The organism is Vibrio sp. T3Y01 (assembly GCF_013114525.1).
GTDB classification, from domain to species: Bacteria; Pseudomonadota; Gammaproteobacteria; order Enterobacterales; family Vibrionaceae; genus Vibrio; species Vibrio chagasii_B.
In genome coordinates this window covers 20,094-38,945 of record NZ_VTXJ01000003.1, presented here as the reverse complement: position 1 = coordinate 38,945, position 18,852 = coordinate 20,094, and the positions used below count along the sequence as shown (strand labels likewise).

The following is an 18,852-nucleotide window of genomic DNA, read 5'->3' as shown; positions in this document are numbered from 1 at the left end:
GACAGTATATGCATCAAATTGACGACCAGTGATTATCCCACTGGACGGATGATTGCTGGCTTGATTTCTCATAAGGCTTGCGTTGGCTAACCACACTGCCCGCCCCAGAACTCAACCTAAATTCACCATCAAGTAGCACAGCACCAGAAGCATCAGATAATGCCGATAATTCCACTAACTCTTTGGTTTGTTTAGACCAAATACCGTAGCAATTGCCTCGTGGCGAGGTGGCGATAATCCAATCATCGGATGCGGCAATACTTGCAATGTAGTGATTAAATCGCGCCCATTGCTCTGGCTCTGCGTTCAAGGATTCGAACTCACCGCCTTTCGTATGCATCGCTAAAAGTGAAGGATATTCATCAGGTTCGCCGCGATATTGCTGGCCACAAAGTACTGTCTCTGCCCCATCATGCGCTAAGTGTCGAATGCTTAACTTCTTATCCAGCAATTCAACCTGTTCAAGCAGCTCACCTTGCGATGAAACATAGCTCAAACTAGGCTGCATGGAATCCAAGTTTTTCGGTGTTCGACCATCAGTGTGTACACCGCCAACGCCGATAGCAAGATTACCATCAGGCATGATAATCACTTCGTGAGGGCCAATACCAAAACCGGTGAATTCTTCGACCTTACGGTATCCTTGCGCAACATCATAGACGCCAATCACGCCCTGGCTTGTGTCCGTTTTCCCTTCGGTCGCATACAGTAGAGTACCGTCTAACGAGTAAACGCCGTGACCATAGAAATGACGGTTGTTACCCTTCACTACCATTTTTATCTGCTCACCACGTTTGTAGTCAAACACCATAAAGTAGTCACCAGGGCGACGGGCAAACACCACCGCATGGGATGACGTTGGACAAATGGCGACACCATGACCGCGCTCAGGGATAGGTAGCTGGTTCAGTGGCATGCCATACTCATCTGCAACAACCGCGGAATACTGACCTCGACCATTAAGTGCGCAGCCAATCAACTGAGGCTTGCTCGATGCGTTTTCACCTGAACGGCTTGCACATCCGAACGGCAGCACCGGCACAGCAGCACAACCCAGTGCTGCTTTCAATAAGGTTCTTCGTGTAGTATCAGTCACCATCGGTAGCATTAAATCCTATTACCACGCCAAGTTCTATCGCCACTTCTTCATGAATCAGGTACTTCAAACGCTCAAGTTTGTTGTACTGAGTCAGCACCTCGCGGTAACCCTCTTTACTCTGCAATAACTCAAACAAGCTTGAATCAGTGGGCCAAGTATCTAGCGTCAATGTGAATTGGTCAGCAACACGATCTGCAAGTGCGTTTAAGCCCTTCTCTCTCAATAATCCGTCTAGGCCATTGCCATCAGCAAGGTACAAATTCTGAAGTGCTGCTACATTGGCTTTGAGTTGAGTCATCGAGGTTTGTGCACGCCATGATTCTGAGAAATAAGGGCGCGGGTGACCAATTTTTGCCATCGGACGACTCAGCTTTTTCATGCTGTAATCAAGTTGGTTGGTCAGTAGTGCGATGTATTCCGACTCCCAACGCATCTCGTCCAAGGCTAGCCATGGGTTCACTTGCCAAGCTTCAGCAATCGAAGCAGATTTCATTGCCAAGTTTTGCGCGATAGCTTGTGAAGAAAGACACCCCGATGCTTTATCTTTAATAAGTGGCGATTGCTCGTCATAAAGTGACCATTCCAACGCGCCTAAACCTTGAACTGTCACACTTTGTTGCGCGATTTCGTCTTGTGTCCAGGCTTTGGTCTGTTGAGTCAATTGACGCATCTTAAGACCCGTCGTGTTCTTCTTGTCTGGCCAGAACTGAACATTCCAGCTCTCTTCTAGTGCCGCCGTTGGACCACGTTCTTGCCCTTGCAGCGCCATCCAACTGTTCATGGTTAGCTGCCACTGATTTTTAACTGCATCTAACTCGACGTTATTTGTTTCACAGTAACCTTGCATCAAGGCTTCTAATTCGCTCGATTGCTTAGCGAATAGTACTGCTGAATCAAACTCCTGTTGATACACACTACGACTAATATGACTTGTCGTGTCGGCTTGATAAGACACACCGTTAACCTCAGACGAAGCAACTTGCTCCCCTGATGATTGACAGCCTGCCATGGCTAAAACCGACAAAGGCATTAACAATAATTTTTGAGCCATGCTGTTACCTTACTTCCTAATTTTTCTTTTAATTATATGAGTTCATCAAATATGAAAACGACCGCTGAGCTCGTATTTCTACAAGTTCAGCGGCAGTCAGTCATTTATTTGCTACTTGTTTCGCTCATCAAGCCTCTGGCCCAAATGAGTTCAAGTTAGCTTAAAGTGAATCTAAGAACGCCAGCAGTGCTTCACGTTCGCTACGACTTAGTGACAACACTTTCTGTTTCGCCATCTCAGCTTCACCACCGTGCCATAGCACAGCTTCCATCACGTTTCTTGCTCGACCATCATGCAGCAAGAAGGTGTGGCCATTCACTTCTTTTGTATAACCTAAACCCCACAATGGTGTGGTTCGCCACTCACGTCCATTCGCTAGATACTCTGGACGATTATCCGCTAGGCCTTCACCCATATCATGCAGCAGCATATCGGTATAAGGGCTGATTAACTGGTTAGAGAGTGCAGGTAAACCGTCGCGCTTGGCTGTACGAATCTCAGCTTGGTGACAGCTTTGGCACCCAACCTCTTTGAACAGTTTCTTGCCTTGAACAACAGCAGGATCATCAACATTTCGACGAATTGGAACCGCTAAGTGCTGAGAGTAGAACTCAACAAAGTCGAGAATATTATTGCTGACTTCTGGCTCACCACCATTAGGGAAATCATCACATGTTGACTGTGCTGATGTGCAGTTTTCGTTCGGGAACAAGCTACTTGTTAAACCTAAATCACCATTAAATGCCGCAGCGTTTTGCTGCATTAGGTTTGGTTGCCCTGCTTTCCAACCAAATCGACCCAACGCCATCTCGTTAGTTTGAACGTCAAGAACGTAATTGGCTTTGCCTGTTACACCTTGATTGTCCGCAGCTTGCTGCTTCGCGAAGCCAAGAATCGTTTCTTGTGGAATGCTCTCGAGCAAACCTAGGCCGATCATTGGTGGCGCAACACGAGCTGAGAATTCAGTTTTAGGATTCATCTCACCGAACGCAAGCTCAGTAATTTTTAAAATCGGTTTACGCAGAGTAACGACCGTGCCGTCTTTGAAGGTAACAGGTACATCCGTGTAGCTAATGTTTACTTTACCCTCTGGTTTTACCCCTTGAAGAGCAAAGTCTTGTAGCTGACCACCGTAAGTTGGCTCTGGTATGCCGCCATCTCGGATAAAGGCTTGTCTTTGCTCTGGTGTTTCGGCCGGAATGCTTAAGCGAACTAGCATAGATACTGCGTTCTCATCGCCTTTTTCTGGCGCGTGGCCTCGCCCATCTTTGATGTGACAGTTTTGACAACCGTTCGTGTTAAACAACGGACCTAAACCATCACGAGCGTCAGTTGATGATGGCGCGGGTACCCACGGGTTTCTAAAGAAGCTATTGCCAACGCTGAAATCTAAGCGCTTGCTCATTGGCAAGTTAGCAGCAGGAAGAGAAAATGCATTTGCTCCCTCTTTCTTTACAGTCGTTTTACCACCGGAGTAGGTTTCATGGGCGTATAATGGAGATAAGAAAAACAGTGCAGTTAAGAGTGAGGCTGATAGATACGACTTCATACAGTGCCTTGCTGAATTTTTGATTTTAGTTTTTATAAGGAAGTGGCTTTTTTCTTAGCAAACAATTAAGGGCTCGATCAGAGCCCTTACATTGGTGTTTGACTCAGGTTCTTAGAACTCGTGATCAGCCGTGTCTGGGTTTAGGCTATCAATACCAATCACACCAGCAGCACGCTCAATTGCACCTGTTTGTGATACTAGAGCAACAATTGTTTTATTTACTAGTGCGTTACCTGCAGCGTTGTCAGCAGCAATTAGCTGGTCAAAGTGCTGGTTGTTTTTCTCAGCAGACGTTACCAGTTGGCCTACTTGTGCACGTGCTAGGTCAAACTGCTTTTGAATCTCTTTTGCAGCTTGCTCATCTTTTTGCTCAACTAGGTCAAACAGGCTTGGACCTGAAAGTAGAGTACCGTCTTCACGCTTGTATAGACCCGTGTAAACGTTGTAGATACCTTGCTCGTTGTAGTAATGAGAGTTATGCGTGTTATCAGAGAAGCAATCGTGCTCATCTTCGGTAGAGTTCGCTTCTAGTGCTACCTTCATACGCTCACCAGCAAGCTCACCAAGAGACAGTGAACCCATGCCGAATAGCATTTTACGTAGGCCGTTTTCACTTGATTCAGAAAGAAGCTCTTGACGGTAGTTACCTTTCTCGCCTTCAGCCCATTGCTTTTCCATCCACTCTAGGTCTTGAATTAGTAGCTCAGCTGATGCTTTTAGGTATGCGCCACGACGGTCACAGTTGCCATTTGTACACTCAGCACCAACAACGAAGTCAGTGTAAGCACGCTCACCTGCACCTGAGTTTGTGCCATTCAGATCTTGCCCCCAAAGTAGGAATTCAATCGCGTGGTAACCCGATGCAACGTTTGCTTCAGAACCACCGATCTCGTTTAACTCTGCGATTAGCTCAGGAGTAATGTTCGTCGCATCTACTGTCGTCTGACCAATTTGGAACGTTTTGTTTGCAACGATGTTAGCGCTTGCGCCTTCGTTACCTAGTTCGTATTGGTAATCAGAAGAAACGTAATCGATCAGACCTTCATCTAGTGGCCATGCGTTTAGTTGACCTTCCCAATCATCAACAACCACGTTACCGAAGCGGAATACTTCAGACTGCTGGTATGGTACGCGAGATTCAAGCCAAGCTAGTTTAACTTTTTCGAAGTTGCCAGCAGAAGGAGAAGCTAAGAAGGTATCGATAGAAGAGTTCAACGCTTTTGCTGTGATTACTGAATCAGCAAATACCGCGTGTGCAATATCTGCGTAATGTTCTACTACTTGATCTTGAGTTACTGCAGCGAAAGAAGAAGCAGAGGCAAAAATGAGTGACGAAGTTACGGCTTTTGTCACTAAAGATTTGATAGTCATGAAGCATCCTTGTTGAGCTTTAAATTATTATTCGTAGTAATAGTGCAAACCATTATCATTTGCACTACGGATTGGAATAATACAAACTTACAATTTTATTGCAAGATAAATACAAAAAAACCTCACATATGTGAGGTCTTTAAGCGTTTCTGTGTTAAGCGCAACAAGCTGCGGATTAGATATCCAAGTTATGCTTGCCGTGTGAAACTTTCGCTTTTAGGTAGCTTTCATTACCAGATTTGATATGAGCAGATGTATTCACCACTTCTTCAATCTCGATACCATAAGACTTCAGCTCATTAATCTTCTTAGGGTTGTTTGTTACCAAGCGAATCTTAGGGATGCCCAAAGCACGCAGCATCTCAGCGGCTTCAGTGAAGTCACGCAAGTCATCCCCAAAACCTAGGTGGTTATTCGCTTCGTAGGTGTTCATTCCTTCGCTTTGAAGGCGGTACGCATCGATCTTGTTATATAAGCCAATACCACGACCTTCTTGACGTAAATAAAGAATCACGCCGCCAGTTTCACCCATAATTCTGATGGTTTCATCTAGCTGCTCACCGCAATCACAACGAGAAGAGTGGAAAACATCACCAGTAAGGCACTCAGAGTGCATACGAACAAGAGGTACATCTTGCGTCTTATCTGCTGATTTGAATATCACAGCAACATGCTCTTTATCTGTTTTCAATCCATGAAAAGAGAGCAATTCAGCATCAATACTGCTTGTTACTCCTACTTTGAAATCTATTCTGGCACGCACTTCCGCCATAGCTATACTCACTTGAAAATTCGATGTATTTAACAACACTACATTATATGTCTAGGCAATATTTTGTAGCTAACTATCTAATGATAGACACTATGAGGCTCTTAACAATTTTTTTCAAGGTCGATAGAGCACAAATTGTTATAATATAACAATTAATCTTCAGGTAACAAAAAACCCCACATTGGTTTGACCAACATGGGGTTATAAATGAATCAGTTGCAGCGGAACCTGCTATTTTTACCGAACACTCAACTTACTTGGGTCTGTTTCCAAATCACAAGTTGTACCCAAGCGTTCTCCAATTCAGCTAGCTCTTCTTGCGTCAGCGTAGAGATGCTCGACTTCGCACTGTATCTTTCTGCCCATTTGTCGGAACGAACATGGGTATGGAACTCTTTTTTTAAATTTGAGATAACGTTATCCACAGACACATCCTTATATACAGTGCTTAGCCTTTATAATCCGTTAATGTTACAAAATACAGGTCAATTGGTAAACAGTAATACACAATTTTTATGAGCGCTTTCTAACACTTTTTACTGATAAATATATAAATAACAGAAATAATAGGCTCGGTATCAACCAAAGTAATAAGTTTGCCGTGCTCAATGACGGTTTATAAAGCACAAATTCTCCAAACCTCTCCGTCATATATTGAGTAATTTCATGATTACTCTTCCCTGCTTTCACCATATTAAATACAACTAGACGTAAGTCCTTTGCAATTGGAGAGTTTGATTCAATCAGGTTTTGGTTTTGACATTGAGGGCAGCGCAGTGTCTTTGCTAAAGCAATGGCACGCTGTTGTTGGTCAGGACTTTCAAATTCAAAAAGTTCTACTTGAATGCTGGTGCTCTTATCGCTGGGTGTAAACAAGTCTTCCGCCACCGCAGGCAAACTCGTCACGATAATCATAGAGGCAAATAATATTATTTGGGCTAAAGATCTCATCATCCATCCACACCATCAAAATATAAGGCGAGCTCATCTTGCCATGCAGATTCATTAATAACGCCCATTAACTTCTTCACAATATTTCCTTTGGCATCAACCAAATATGTCTCTGGGGTCCCTATTACACCTAATTCTAAAGCCAACTTACCATGAGGATCGCTAATCACTTTTGTATAGGGGTTGCCATCGCTTGACAACACATTTATTGCAGCCGCGGGGTTATCTCTATAGTTAAGCCCAACAATAGGAATCCCTTTATCGCGAAGTGCTAACAAATAGGTATGTTCCGATTTGCAGATACCACACCATGAAGCCCATACATTCACTAACTGGTAAGGGTGCTCAGTAATGTCTTTTAACGTCAGCTTTTGTTTACTGCTGATGCCTTCTCTATCCGTTAAAGCCATAGAAGTAAATTCAGGAAACGCTCTTTGTTGTATCGATACGGTGGTGGTTTGCTGTTTGTTATCAAGAGCAAACAAAAATACCAACACCAACACCAGTGCCAATACAATAAGCGTAATAAGTTTGTTACGAACGCTGGTATGCATACTGTGACGCCTTAACGGTTTTCTTTTTACGATGAGTTAACGAAAGCAGTGCCCCCAGTATGGATATCAAACCACCGAACCAAATCCAGCGCGCATACGCTTTGTATTGAACACGGAATGCATAAGCGGTTGAATCCACTTTTTCACCCATGGTGATATACACGTCGCCATGCCAGAACCACTTCATTGCTGGCTCACTCATGTTCATTACTCTGACTTGGTAATGTCTTCTCTCTGGTGCGATAGAAAATGCTTGTTCGTCGGCATGGAGGTTGAGCAAGGCTCTTTCTGCCGTAAAATTCGAAGCGACATAGAGCTCTGTATCGCGATGAGAGAGCGTCCAGTCCATAAACTCAACCTCTTCACCTGGGCTCAATTTGTAACTTCGCTCAAATGAATGGTAACTGTTCATCGCGGCGCCTATCGCTAATACTGCGACACCCACATGCGCCAACGTCATCACCCATACTTTGCGTTGAAACTTAGAGTTGCGCGTTACCGCCAAGCCGTAAACATGAGTCAGAGCTACCCAAAACGCAAGTGCCCATGTCAGTAGAACCATCACTTGAATCGCTTCAACTTGCGAAACATAAGTTACAAAGCCAATACAAAGAGACAATAAGGCAATAATTCCAATCACACCTTTCGACGCTTGAGGTTTGATACTGAGCAATGGCGCTAACCCTATCACTCCCATCGCAAGCAGAGCCAATGGCGCAATAAGAAGATTAAAGTAAGGTGCGCCCACAGAGATATTTCCAAGGCCAAGTAATTCAAAAACCATTGGGTAGAAGGTACCAAACACCACCACCGCCGTAGCCAGTACAAATATAAGTACCGCCACTAAACTCAAAAAACTTTTACTCGCAAAGCTAGTGATTGGATTCGACTCGAAAGATTCACCACGAACAATAAGAAGAGAAAACGAACTCACTAACACCAAAACCAGTATCAGCAACAGCGCGATACCTTTGGTTGGGTCAACAGCAAAAGCATGAACGGAAGTGAGGACGCCAGATCGAACAATAAAAGTACCGAGGATACTTAAACAAAACGTAATGAAGGCAAGGCTAAGTGACCACTTCAGCAACTGTTGCTTGCCTTTAGCAACACCCAAACTGTGCAATAGAGCGGTTGATGTTAGCCAAGGTAATAGGCTGGCATTTTCTACCGGGTCCCAGAACCACCAGCCGCCCCACCCTAATTCGTAATATGCCCACCAAGAACCAAGAATGATCCCCGCGGTTAAAAAGATCCAAGCGACCAAACACCAACTGCGACAATGAGCGACCCAATCGAACTCAATCGGATCCACTAGCAAAGCGGCCACAGCAAATGCCAAGACCACAGAGAAACCAACATAACCCAAATACAACAGAGGCGGATGGAATATCAAACCAACGTCTTGCAGCATTGGGTTAAGGTCACGCCCTTCAAGTGGCAAGGTCGAATTCAATTCAAATGGGTTCGAAGCAAATAAGGTAAACCAGGCGAATATCGCGAGTAACACATTCATCACCCACAATACGCGGCTCTGATACTCAGAAGAATATTGCTTTTGTAGGGCAATCACACCCGACCAACAGCTGATGGTTAAGACCCAAAATAGCAATGAGCCTTCATGTCCAGCCCACACAGCGGCCATTTTGAAGAAGGTGGGTAATTGAGTATTGGAGTGTTCTGCAACATAGAGGATGGAAAAGTCGTCACCGACAAAGGCATAGCCAAGTAAAACGATAGCGCCAATGGAAAACAAAGCGCTAGAGAGGGAGAAACTGCGAATTAAAGCCACATTTTGTGCTTGTTTAGTTAGCATTTGATACATCGAATACACAGCGATAATGCTGCTGAGAACAGCGACCAAAATTAAACTAAACAGCCCCAAAGAACCGACCATATCACCTCAATCAGGCTCTACCTAAGCAGAACCAAGTTAAACCATTATTGGCATTGATTGCTCAACTAGCTGATGTAACTCAACTAGCTATTATTACTCAACTAACTATTGTTACTCAGCGAAAAGAAATTTAGTGAGCAGATGTTTAATATCCAACATCCACTCACTTATAACCTTGAGCGAAATTAAGCTAACGTTAATTGTCCTGCATAAAGGACAAACGTTCTTAGCATTAATACGCCCATCAGGCTCAGCGAAGTAACAGAGAAAATATACACAGTACTATGGCGAACCGATGCTGGTGTCACGGCGTTAAGCAACAAGGGTAAAACCATACCCACACCAATTACGCCATACCAGAACCAACTTGCCCAGAAACCACCGCCAATGGCGTTCCATACTGCCTGTTCACTTTGACCACCAGCAAATATCAACCCAGTGAAGAAAGTAACAAGGACAAACAGTTCAAACATAACAACAGGACGTTCAAAGCCGTGGATCCAAGAAATACTCGCACTATGCGGAGACTCCTTAAAGACCAACACACCAAATAAAATACATGCCGCCGCTCCCGAGGATAAACTCGAGAATAAGAACAATATCGGCAACACTGGGTTATTCAGCATTGGGAAGGTATTTAGCGCAGAGAGTAAGAAGCCAGTGTAAGCCGCAAGTAATAGCGCAAGCACAGCCAAGAATATTTCAAAAACATTCTCAAAAGATTCTAATTTGCCAATCCAGTTACTGACAAAATCGAGTCGCCCTTTTAACCATGCTTGATCACTCAAGAATACGGCAATCTGATTTCGGAATATAATGCCGATCCAAACAAATAGGATCACCATATACACTTGGAATAAGATCACACCCATCGACATCACTGACGTCGGATTATAAAAGATCATGATCTTCCAAAATGATAGTGGTTTCGTCAGGTGGAAAACCAAGATCAATAAACCTGAGATGATCCCGAATGGTGCTAGAAAAGCCGTTACCTTTAATACACCATTATTCGCTGGATCCCCATCAATAACCTTTCTCTTGAGATAGATCGAGATCATCACTGCACCCGCTGACATACCCGCCAAAAACAGATAGATAGCAATGATCCAGTCCCAAACCACGGTACCTGATTGAAACGCTGTATCCCATGCACTCATAATCAAATCTCCCCTTTTTGGTGTGGCACTTTATAGAGTTTTGGCTGAGTACCTAGATAAGCCTTATCTCTGTAAACCACTTCAGATTTAAGTACCTGGTTTATCTCGCTCTTAGGGTCATTCAAGTCGCCAAATATCAGCGCATTGGTAGGGCAAGATTCAACACAAGCAGGTAATTTACCTTGTGCAAGATTGGTATCGCGGCAGAAGTTACATTTGTCGGCCGACTTATTCTCAGGATGGAAGAAGCGCACTTGATATGGACAAGCTAGCAGGCAATAACCACAGCCGACACACTTCTCTTTATGTACATCGACAATTCCTGTCTTCTCATCTTTATAGGCGGCGCCTGTTGGGCAAACCATCACACAAGGTGCATTATCACAATGTTGACAAGAGTTACGAGTGAAACGGTAATCAACATTTGGATATTCACCTTGAGGTTCACTCTTTACGATTTCTAAGCGCGATACGCCTTCAGGCACTTTGTTTACTTCACGACACGCCTCAGTACAAGCAGTACAGCCAATACAAGCAGTTTCGTCATGAACCATTCCGTAACGCTTGGTGCCATCTTCCTGAACGTTAGCCAGCGTTTTGCGGCTTGTAACCGCTGCAGTACCTGCAACACCAGTTGTGAAAATAACGGCACCCGCGCCAGCTAAAAAGTTTCTTCTTGAGCAGCTCATAGATTACTCCCCTTCTTTCTTCTGGTTGAAGTCTGAATGGCAATCCACACACAGCTTGATGGTTTGCTTTTTATCTAAGCCAAGCACCTTCGCTTCACTCGCATGCACATCGTGACAGTTTGAACACGTTAAGTTTTGTGCGTGTACGTCATGAGTCCAACTCGCTTCGCGCAGATCATCAGGCTTATGACAATCTATACATTGGCTGTTGGCGTCTAGGATTAAGCTAGGATCGAGGAAAACCTTTTCGGTTCCGGGTTGTGATTGAGCCGCGCGATACTTCACCACCTCAGGTGCACCATCACGGTGATCGGGGCCAATAGAACTATGACAATCTGTGCAATTCACTTCACGGCCAAGCAAAGCGTGCGCACTCTCACCATGTGAACCAAATACCGTTTCTTTAGAATCTTTATGGCATTGGACACACTTGTAATCTTTGTCACGTATTAATTCGACTTCATGTCTTGTTGACTCTCCTACTGGTGTAACAGCAGGCTCTGCAACAGCATGAATGGAATAACCATAGAGGCAGAATGCTAGAAGGGATTTAAGCATTATGACTATGGCCAATTTAATATTGCCCATTTTATCCTTTCCTTATACCGGCATTATTTAACTCTCAACTAAATAATATTCCGGTTAAACAAAAGTACCCTTAAACGATATTATTACCGCTTAAATGATATCAATTCTTATTTTGGATAAGCCACAACGCTTTCTATATTTAGAATATACCCCTAATTAGGTAAAGCGAAATATACAAAGGGTAATATGTGAACACAATCACCCTATTTATAGTGAGGGCATGTCGGGTAATTATTTGTTATATATGATAATAATTCTCAATAAGGCCAGTCTAACTTGATGTCCATATACCCCTTTAGAGTTATATAAACTTCAACGTGATTGAAGTCACTGTCATTAATTGATCTAAAACAAGCAAACATCCGACACGTAACAAAATGTGTTTATTTATGAATTAATATAAACAGCAATTCTCCAGTTCTTAATTTGAATAGCAAACTCACAACGCTTGGTATAAAAATCAGTATATTGGAGATATCACTGTGAAAAAGCATTGGATACGTAATTCCGTCACAGCATTATTAATGGTTAGCGCATCACTAGTAAGCGCGACCAGCTTTGCTGCGTCTGAACAAAAAGAAATTGGTGATCCTCGTAACGACCAGTTCGAGCAAAACCACCCAGATCAATACCATTCATGGAGACAAACGTCAGAGAGCGAAGCCATTGAAGACGCACTAAAAGAAGATCCAAACATGGTTATTCTATGGGCGGGCTACGGTTTCGCGAAAGACTACAACAAAGCCCGCGGCCACTTTTATGCGGTTGATGATGTAAGACAAACCCTGCGTACTGGTGGACCAACCGACGAAAACTCAGGCCCAATGCCAATGGCGTGCTGGAGCTGTAAAAGCCCAGACGTAGCACGCGTTATTGAAGAACGTGGTGAAGACGGCTACTTTGAAGGTAAATGGGCTCGTCTTGGCAGTGAGATAGTCAATCCAATTGGTTGCGCCGACTGTCACGATACTCAAAGTGAAGGCTTTAAAAATGGCGAACCTGCACTAAAGATCACTCGTCCTTATGTTGAACGTGCGTTCGATGCGATTGGGAAGAACTTCGAAGAGCAAGGTCGCTTTGATCAGCAAGCCTCTGTGTGTGCTCAATGTCACGTGGAATACTACTTCACAGGTCCAACAAAAGGTGTGAAGTTCCCTTGGGATAAAGGGACGCGTGTCGAACAGATGGAAGAGTACTACGATGACATTGGTTTTAAAGATTGGACACATAAAGTCTCTAAAGCACCAATGCTAAAGGCTCAACACCCAGGTTACGAAACTTGGCGTGAAGGTATTCACGGTAAGAACAACGTTGCTTGTGTTGACTGCCACATGCCTAAAGTGACGAAAGAAGACGGTACCGTTTACACCGACCATAAAGTAGGTAACCCGTTTGACCGCTTCGAAGACACTTGTGCTAACTGCCATACTCAATCTAAAGAGACCATGCGTAACATCGTTTCAAGCCGCAAAGCTCAAGTACTAAACATGAAGCTGACCGCTGAGAAACAAATCGTAGCCGCTCACTTTGAAGCAGGCGCAGCATGGGAAGCAGGCGCAACAGAACAAGAGATGGCACCTATCTTACAAGATATTCGTCATGCGCAATGGCGTTGGGACTACGCTATCGCATCTCATGGTGTTCACATGCACGCACCTGAAGTAGCCCTAGAGGTTCTTGGAACGGCGGTTGACCGCGCAGCAGACGCGCGAACTAAGATTGTTCGTCTACTTGCGAAGAAAGGCATTACCGATCCAATCGAGATTCCAGATATCTCAACCAAAGAAGCCGCTCAGAAAGCGCTAGGAATGGACATGGATAAGATGAATGCTGAGAAGCAACACTTCTTAGACACCGTGGTTCCTAAGTGGGAAGAGCAAGCTGAAAAGCGTGAAGCTAACTACGAATACTAGTTCCTTCAAATAGACCAATAAGAGAAAACCAGTCACACTGTAAAGGTGTGGCTGGTTTTTTAGATTTGGGTGCACTCAACCGTCCCAATTTCACATTACCTTTTAGCTAATTCAAGGAACAAAGAATGAAGCACTTACTTTCGCTTTCGGCATTATGCATCGCATTAATAAGTTCAGGACTTCACGCCTCTGAACGAGCAGAAACAGGGTGGGAAATGATTGAGGAAGGTGCGCTTGTGGTTGATGTCAGGACACCAGGAGAGTTCAAGCAAGGTCATCTGGACAATGCGCTTAACTACCCTCTTTCTGAAGTCGCTACGCACTTTGCCAGAATAGACAAAGCTCAACCTATCGTTTTGTATTGCCGCAGTGGTAACCGCTCAGGACAAGCTTACCAATATTTGAAAGCTCAAGGGTTTACACAGATCCACAACGCTGGCGGCTTAATTGAGATGCAAGAAAGCAAATAATCTAGAAATTAAAGATAGTGCCCGTTTAACGGATCATTTGCTTAGCTTGGTTGATCGAATGGATGATAGAGACACGATCAATGCCTTTCTGGTTAGAATCGAGAATTTGAGTCCAAGCATCGATCGCTTGTTGATAGCGCATACTGATGAAGTGATCGGTCGCTATCAACATCAATGCCGTACGATCGTTGGGATCAAGCTCCATGGATTGATTTAAGAGCACTTTCACATCATCACTCATCGCCTGTGAACTTAGGTAATACAAGGCGCTCGCTTTAGCTGCATAAAGCCCTGAAGGCGCCTGTGGGTCTAAACGAATCGCATAGTCGTAACAGGTAAATGCAGCATCAAACTCCCCTTTCTGCATATAAACACCACCAAGCTTAAACCAAAGGTCTGATTGATTAGGGTCTTGCTCCAAGCTCTGCTGAAGTTCATTTTGGAAATCTGTTGCTGTATAGCTGCTGTCGTCACTTGAAGCAAGTTGAGGGGCTTCTTGTTTCATCTGAGACCAAACCAGAATGCTGGCTAATATCGCCACACATGAAATAAGGAGGTTGCCTTTAAGATGACTGGTTTTTCTGTTTGATGCGATCACGACTGCCACTAGAAATAGGCTCATTAGCAGCAAAGCAATCAGTAACCAGATATCCATTCCACTCTCCTTTCATTGACGCTTTACTGTACCTTTTTCTCACTAAAACAATATTGATCGAGGTTTAGCTATTGGCTTTTAAACAAGTCACAGCCAAATTCTAGGTAATAAAAAACCGAGCACAATGGCTCGGCTTTTTGTCTCAACTTCTATTTATAGAAGTGAAAGATTACTCAGTGTCTTGCTCGCTATCAGAAGCGTCTGATGCTTGCTCTTCACTTGATTCAGAAACGACTGCTGCTTCAGCGTTTGCTACTTCAGCTTCGCCTTCAACAACCTCAGCTTCTTCTACTTCGTCGATACGTTGTAGACCTACAACATTCTCGTCGTCAGAAGTACGAATCAGTGTTACACCTTGAGTGTTACGACCAACTTGGCTCACTTCCGCAACGCGAGTACGTACTAGCGTACCTGCGTCGGTGATCATCATCATTTCGTCGCCTTCTTCAACTTGAACAGCGCCAACAACTGGGCCATTACGTTCAGAGACTTTGATAGAAACCACACCCTGCGTTGCACGGCCTTTCGTTGGGTATTCAGCTAGTTCAGTACGCTTACCGTAACCGTTTTGAGTCACAGTTAGGATATCGCCTTCGTTAGAAGGAACAATCAACGATACTACTTGATCGTCTTCTGGAAGCTTCATACCACGAACACCAGAGGCAGTACGGCCCATTGCACGTACTTTGTCCTCGTTAAAGCGAACAACTTTGCCCGATTTAGAGAACAGCATGATGTCGCTATCACCGTTAGTGATGTCAACGCCAATCAGTGAATCATCGTCACGTAGGTTAACTGCAATTAGGCCGTTAGCACGTACGTTTGCGAACTGATCCAGTGATGTCTTCTTAACAGTACCGTCACCCGTTGCCATGAAGATGAATTTCTCATTAGAGAACTCAGAAACAGGCAGGATAGCCGTGATACGCTCACCTTCTTCTAGAGGAAGAATGTTAACGATAGGCTTACCACGAGCAGTACGACTTGCTAATGGCAGTTGGTAAACTTTCAGACGGTATGTCTTACCACGAGTAGAGAAACATAGGATGTTATCGTGAGTATTAGCAACAAGCAGACGCTCAATGTAATCCTCATCTTTCATCTTAGTTGCACTCTTACCTTTACCACCACGACGCTGAGCTTCGTAGTCGCTTAGGATTTGGTACTTAACGTAACCTGCGTTAGAAAGCGTTACTACAACATCTTCTTGAGCAATCAGCTCTTCCATGTCGATGTCATGAACTGCCGCTGTGATTTCTGTACGACGCTCGTCGCCATAGATTTCACGTACCGCTTCAAGTTCTTCACGGATAACTTCCATCAAACGCTCAGTGCTTGCAAGAATGTGCATTAGCTCAGCGATTTCTTCTAGAAGTGCTTTGTACTCGTCTAGAATCTTCTCGTGCTCAAGGCCAGTTAGGCGGTGAAGACGAAGTTCTAGAATTGCTTGTGCTTGTGTTTCCGTTAGGAAGTATTGACCATCGCGGATGCCGTATTGGTCTTCCAACCAATCAGGACGAGCTGCGTCAGTACCTGCACGCTCAAGCATTGAAGCTACGTTACCAAGGTCCCAGCCGCGAGCAACTAAGCCAGCTTTTGCGTCAGCTGGTGTTGGAGCGTTACGGATAAGTTCAATGATTTCGTCAATGTTAGCCAATGCTAGAGACAGAGCTTCAAGAATGTGTGCACGGTCGCGCGCTTTCTTCAGTTCGAAGATAGTACGACGTGTCACCACTTCGCGACGGTGGTCAACGAAGCACTTAAGCATGTCTTTTAGGTTAAACAACTGTGGTTGACCATTGTTTAGAGCAACCATGTTGATACCGAAAGTCGTTTGCAGCTGAGTTTGTGCGTATAGGTTGTTCAGAACAACTTCACCCACAGCGTCACGCTTACATTCAATAACAATACGCATACCATCTTTATCAGATTCGTCACGTAGAGCACTGATGCCTTCTACTTTCTTATCTTTAACCAGTTCAGCAATTTTCTCGATCAAACGAGCTTTGTTTACTTGGTAAGGGATCTCAGTAACGATAATGGTTTCTTTACCATTCTTGTCAGCTTCGATATCCGCTTTTGAACGCATGTAAACCTTACCGCGGCCAGTCTTGTATGCATCTACGATGCCTTTACGACCACTGATAAGTGCTGCTGTCGGGAAGTCAGGACCAGGAATGTAGTCCATTAGCTCATCAATAGTGATCTCTTCATTATTGATAAGTGCTAAACAGCCATCAACAACTTCACCTAGGTTATGAGGTGGGATGTTGGTAGCCATACCTACTGCGATACCAGAAGCACCGTTCACCAATAGGTTAGGAATTTTTGTCGGAAGAACTGCTGGGATTTGTTCAGTACCATCGTAGTTCGGTACGTAATCCACAGTTTCCTTATCAAGGTCAGCCAAAAGCTCGTGAGCAATTTTCGCCATACGAACTTCGGTATAACGCATTGCAGCCGCGGAGTCGCCATCGATAGAACCAAAGTTACCTTGGCCATCAACTAGCATGTAACGCAGTGAGAACGGTTGAGCCATACGAACAATTGTGTCGTATACAGCACTATCACCATGCGGGTGGTATTTACCGATTACATCACCTACTACACGAGCAGACTTTTTATATGGTTTGTTCCAATCATTACCTAGTACATTCATCGCGAACAAAACGCGGCGGTGTACTGGTTTTAGGCCATCACGCACATCTGGAAGGGCACGACCAACGATGACGGACATCGCATAGTCTAGGTATGAACCTCTAAGCTCATCTTCAATATTTACGGGCGTGATCTCTTTCGCTAGATCGCTCATAGAGCCATTTTCCCTCTATAGTCAGATCGTATATTTGAATACGTATAAGACCGAAAAATATAACACAAATTTACCTACGGAGGCATCACTTTCCCTATCCTTTTACCATCTTGTGACCCTTGTAGCCAATCAATTGATGAGAAATTGCACCTCAGCATCATATCTCGCTGAAACATGGTCACTTTACATCCAATAAATTCGCAAAATTGTAGATCTTCTGGTCAGCGAGAAAAGGCAAGTTATAATGCCTGCAATTTCATGGATGCATTATTTAACTTGGAAATGCCGATTATGACTAAATCACAAAACGTAGACCCAGCAGAAATTAAAAAATTCGAAGACATGGCGTCACGCTGGTGGGATCTCGAAGGCGAGTTTAAGCCGCTACACCAAATCAACCCACTTCGCCTAAATTACGTGCTAGAAAAAACCGAAGGCTTGTTTGGTAAGAAAGTACTCGACGTTGGCTGCGGCGGCGGTATTTTAGCGGAGAGCATGGCTGTTGAAGGTGCGGTAGTCACTGGCTTAGACATGGGCAAAGAGCCGCTCGAAGTGGCACGTCTTCATGCACTAGAAACCGGCACCAAGCTAGATTACATCCAAAGCACGATTGAAGATCATGCAGAGCAAAACCCGCAAACTTACGATGTGGTGACTTGTATGGAAATGCTTGAGCATGTACCAGACCCACAATCCGTGATTACCGCGTGTTCAAAATTGGTGAAACCAGGCGGACATGTGTTCTTCTCTACGTTGAACCGTAATTTCAAATCTTACCTGTTCGCGATTGTTGGCGCAGAAAAACTGCTTAGAATTGTTCCTGAAGGCACACATGAGCATGACAAGTTCATTCGCCCAGCTGAGCTAATCAAGATGATCGATAACACCCCACTTCAAGAATTAGGCATCACTGGCCTGCACTATAATCCGTTAACAAACAGTTACCGTTTAGGGCAAAATGTAGATGTTAACTACATAGTTCATACGCAAAATTTCGCCTAACCAATATCAAAAAGCCAACCGTAAAATCTTTTATAAAAAAAGACTAATGAAAAGAGTTGCAATTAACATAAGTTTGCGACTTTTTTCAGTCTAAATTTCGTGCGCCAGCTTCCATTTTAACCACCTCGATTTAAATTTAATCGCCGAAAATCCATCGCTCATTTTGCCCAAAGATCAAGGTATTTTTTTTTATCAGCGTGCAAAAATAAAGCATCCTTAAAAGGCGAGTTTTATACAATCAAGTGACATCTAACCTCATCAGTTAGTGGTCACTTACAGTTTTTTTTCAATCCACCACTTATCCACAAGCAACCCCATT

Annotated in this window: 17 protein-coding genes; 3 read left to right on the top strand and 14 right to left on the bottom strand. The window is 44.1% G+C overall.

The window, feature by feature from the left end; translation table 11 throughout:
* Positions 1 to 13 precede the first annotated feature (13 nt).
* The 12 genes from F0232_RS04400 to nrfB form a co-directional block, all read right to left on the bottom strand.
* Positions 14 to 1,099 (bottom strand): DUF1513 domain-containing protein, encoded by a 1,086-nt coding sequence (locus tag F0232_RS04400; RefSeq protein ID WP_105057329.1) that lies wholly within the window; start codon positions 1,097 to 1,099, stop codon positions 14 to 16.
* The gene (locus F0232_RS04395) at positions 1,089 to 2,150 is read right to left on the bottom strand and encodes an imelysin family protein (protein ID WP_105057330.1); all 1,062 of its coding nucleotides are present in this window, start codon (positions 2,148 to 2,150) and stop codon (positions 1,089 to 1,091) included. The genes F0232_RS04400 and F0232_RS04395 overlap by 11 nt, the downstream gene beginning before the upstream one ends.
* Positions 2,151 to 2,310: 160 nt before the next feature.
* Complete coding sequence (locus tag F0232_RS04390; RefSeq protein WP_105057331.1) at positions 2,311 to 3,699, bottom strand: di-heme oxidoredictase family protein; 1,389 nt, start codon at positions 3,697 to 3,699, stop codon at positions 2,311 to 2,313.
* Positions 3,700 to 3,810: 111 nt separating this feature from the next.
* The gene (locus F0232_RS04385; protein WP_105057332.1) at positions 3,811 to 5,070 is read right to left on the bottom strand and encodes an imelysin family protein; all 1,260 of its coding nucleotides are present in this window, start codon (positions 5,068 to 5,070) and stop codon (positions 3,811 to 3,813) included.
* 175 nt (positions 5,071 to 5,245) lie between these two features.
* Positions 5,246 to 5,842: a GTP cyclohydrolase II gene (gene ribA / locus F0232_RS04380; RefSeq protein WP_061032781.1), complete on the bottom strand. Its 597-nt coding sequence runs from the start codon at positions 5,840 to 5,842 to the stop codon at positions 5,246 to 5,248.
* Positions 5,843 to 6,090: 248 nt separating this feature from the next.
* Positions 6,091 to 6,267: a hypothetical protein gene (locus F0232_RS04375; protein ID WP_008222025.1), complete on the bottom strand. Its 177-nt coding sequence runs from the start codon at positions 6,265 to 6,267 to the stop codon at positions 6,091 to 6,093.
* Between the two features lie 88 nt (positions 6,268 to 6,355).
* A complete protein-coding gene (locus F0232_RS04370; protein WP_061032782.1) occupies positions 6,356 to 6,796 on the bottom strand; it encodes a cytochrome c-type biogenesis protein CcmH in 441 nt (146 codons plus the stop codon).
* A complete protein-coding gene (locus F0232_RS04365; RefSeq protein WP_061032783.1) occupies positions 6,793 to 7,347 on the bottom strand; it encodes a DsbE family thiol:disulfide interchange protein in 555 nt (184 codons plus the stop codon). Before F0232_RS04365 ends, F0232_RS04370 begins: the two co-directional genes overlap by 4 nt.
* Positions 7,328 to 9,244 (bottom strand): heme lyase CcmF/NrfE family subunit, encoded by a 1,917-nt coding sequence (locus F0232_RS04360; RefSeq protein ID WP_105057333.1) that lies wholly within the window; start codon positions 9,242 to 9,244, stop codon positions 7,328 to 7,330. The genes F0232_RS04365 and F0232_RS04360 overlap by 20 nt, the downstream gene beginning before the upstream one ends.
* A 185-nt stretch (positions 9,245 to 9,429) precedes the next feature.
* Positions 9,430 to 10,404, bottom strand: coding sequence for a cytochrome c nitrite reductase subunit NrfD (gene nrfD, locus F0232_RS04355; protein ID WP_105057334.1), 975 nt, complete (start codon positions 10,402 to 10,404; stop codon positions 9,430 to 9,432).
* Positions 10,405 to 10,406: 2 nt separating this feature from the next.
* Positions 10,407 to 11,093, bottom strand: coding sequence for a cytochrome c nitrite reductase Fe-S protein (gene nrfC / locus F0232_RS04350; protein ID WP_061032786.1), 687 nt, complete (start codon positions 11,091 to 11,093; stop codon positions 10,407 to 10,409).
* Positions 11,094 to 11,096: 3 nt separating this feature from the next.
* Positions 11,097 to 11,681, bottom strand: coding sequence for a cytochrome c nitrite reductase pentaheme subunit (gene nrfB / locus F0232_RS04345; RefSeq protein WP_008222036.1), 585 nt, complete (start codon positions 11,679 to 11,681; stop codon positions 11,097 to 11,099).
* A 482-nt stretch (positions 11,682 to 12,163) separates the two neighbouring features.
* Between nrfB and nrfA the strand changes: the two genes are divergently transcribed.
* A complete protein-coding gene (gene nrfA, locus F0232_RS04340) occupies positions 12,164 to 13,594 on the top strand; it encodes an ammonia-forming nitrite reductase cytochrome c552 subunit (RefSeq protein WP_171731631.1) in 1,431 nt (476 codons plus the stop codon).
* A 125-nt stretch (positions 13,595 to 13,719) separates the two neighbouring features.
* On the top strand, positions 13,720 to 14,064 hold the full coding sequence (locus tag F0232_RS04335) for a rhodanese-like domain-containing protein (RefSeq protein WP_061032788.1): 345 nt from the start codon (positions 13,720 to 13,722) through the stop codon (positions 14,062 to 14,064).
* A 25-nt stretch (positions 14,065 to 14,089) separates the two neighbouring features.
* On the opposite strand, the gene F0232_RS04330 is transcribed toward F0232_RS04335, so the two are convergent.
* On the bottom strand, positions 14,090 to 14,719 hold the full coding sequence (locus F0232_RS04330) for a tetratricopeptide repeat protein (RefSeq protein ID WP_061032789.1): 630 nt from the start codon (positions 14,717 to 14,719) through the stop codon (positions 14,090 to 14,092).
* A gap of 169 nt (positions 14,720 to 14,888) precedes the next feature.
* Positions 14,889 to 17,531, bottom strand: a complete 2,643-nt coding sequence (gyrA, locus tag F0232_RS04325) for a DNA topoisomerase (ATP-hydrolyzing) subunit A (RefSeq protein WP_061032790.1) — start codon at positions 17,529 to 17,531, stop codon at positions 14,889 to 14,891.
* 258 nt (positions 17,532 to 17,789) lie between these two features.
* On the opposite strand from gyrA, the gene ubiG reads away from it, so the two are divergent.
* Complete coding sequence (gene ubiG, locus F0232_RS04320; RefSeq protein ID WP_171750711.1) at positions 17,790 to 18,533, top strand: bifunctional 2-polyprenyl-6-hydroxyphenol methylase/3-demethylubiquinol 3-O-methyltransferase UbiG; 744 nt, start codon at positions 17,790 to 17,792, stop codon at positions 18,531 to 18,533.
* Positions 18,534 to 18,852: the final 319 nt, after the last annotated feature.

What these genes read in the sequence shown, in the direction of transcription:
- F0232_RS04365 (WP_061032783.1), bottom strand. Translation starts at nt 7,347, where the DNA reads ATGCATACCAGCGTTCGTAACAAACTTATTACGCTTATTGTATTGGCA.
- F0232_RS04385 (WP_105057332.1), bottom strand. Translation starts at nt 5,070, where the DNA reads ATGACTATCAAATCTTTAGTGACAAAAGCCGTAACTTCGTCACTCATT.
- nrfB (WP_008222036.1), bottom strand. Translation starts at nt 11,681, where the DNA reads ATGGGCAATATTAAATTGGCCATAGTCATAATGCTTAAATCCCTTCTA.
- nrfD (WP_105057334.1), bottom strand. Translation starts at nt 10,404, where the DNA reads ATGAGTGCATGGGATACAGCGTTTCAATCAGGTACCGTGGTTTGGGAC.
- gyrA (WP_061032790.1), bottom strand. Translation starts at nt 17,531, where the DNA reads ATGAGCGATCTAGCGAAAGAGATCACGCCCGTAAATATTGAAGATGAG.
- F0232_RS04390 (WP_105057331.1), bottom strand. Translation starts at nt 3,699, where the DNA reads ATGAAGTCGTATCTATCAGCCTCACTCTTAACTGCACTGTTTTTCTTA.
- F0232_RS04395 (WP_105057330.1), bottom strand. Translation starts at nt 2,150, where the DNA reads ATGGCTCAAAAATTATTGTTAATGCCTTTGTCGGTTTTAGCCATGGCA.
- ubiG (WP_171750711.1), top strand. Translation starts at nt 17,790, where the DNA reads ATGGATGCATTATTTAACTTGGAAATGCCGATTATGACTAAATCACAA.
- F0232_RS04335 (WP_061032788.1), top strand. Translation starts at nt 13,720, where the DNA reads ATGAAGCACTTACTTTCGCTTTCGGCATTATGCATCGCATTAATAAGT.
- nrfC (WP_061032786.1), bottom strand. Translation starts at nt 11,093, where the DNA reads ATGAGCTGCTCAAGAAGAAACTTTTTAGCTGGCGCGGGTGCCGTTATT.
- F0232_RS04370 (WP_061032782.1), bottom strand. Translation starts at nt 6,796, where the DNA reads ATGATGAGATCTTTAGCCCAAATAATATTATTTGCCTCTATGATTATC.
- F0232_RS04360 (WP_105057333.1), bottom strand. Translation starts at nt 9,244, where the DNA reads ATGGTCGGTTCTTTGGGGCTGTTTAGTTTAATTTTGGTCGCTGTTCTC.
- F0232_RS04400 (WP_105057329.1), bottom strand. Translation starts at nt 1,099, where the DNA reads ATGGTGACTGATACTACACGAAGAACCTTATTGAAAGCAGCACTGGGT.
- F0232_RS04330 (WP_061032789.1), bottom strand. Translation starts at nt 14,719, where the DNA reads ATGGATATCTGGTTACTGATTGCTTTGCTGCTAATGAGCCTATTTCTA.
- ribA (WP_061032781.1), bottom strand. Translation starts at nt 5,842, where the DNA reads ATGGCGGAAGTGCGTGCCAGAATAGATTTCAAAGTAGGAGTAACAAGC.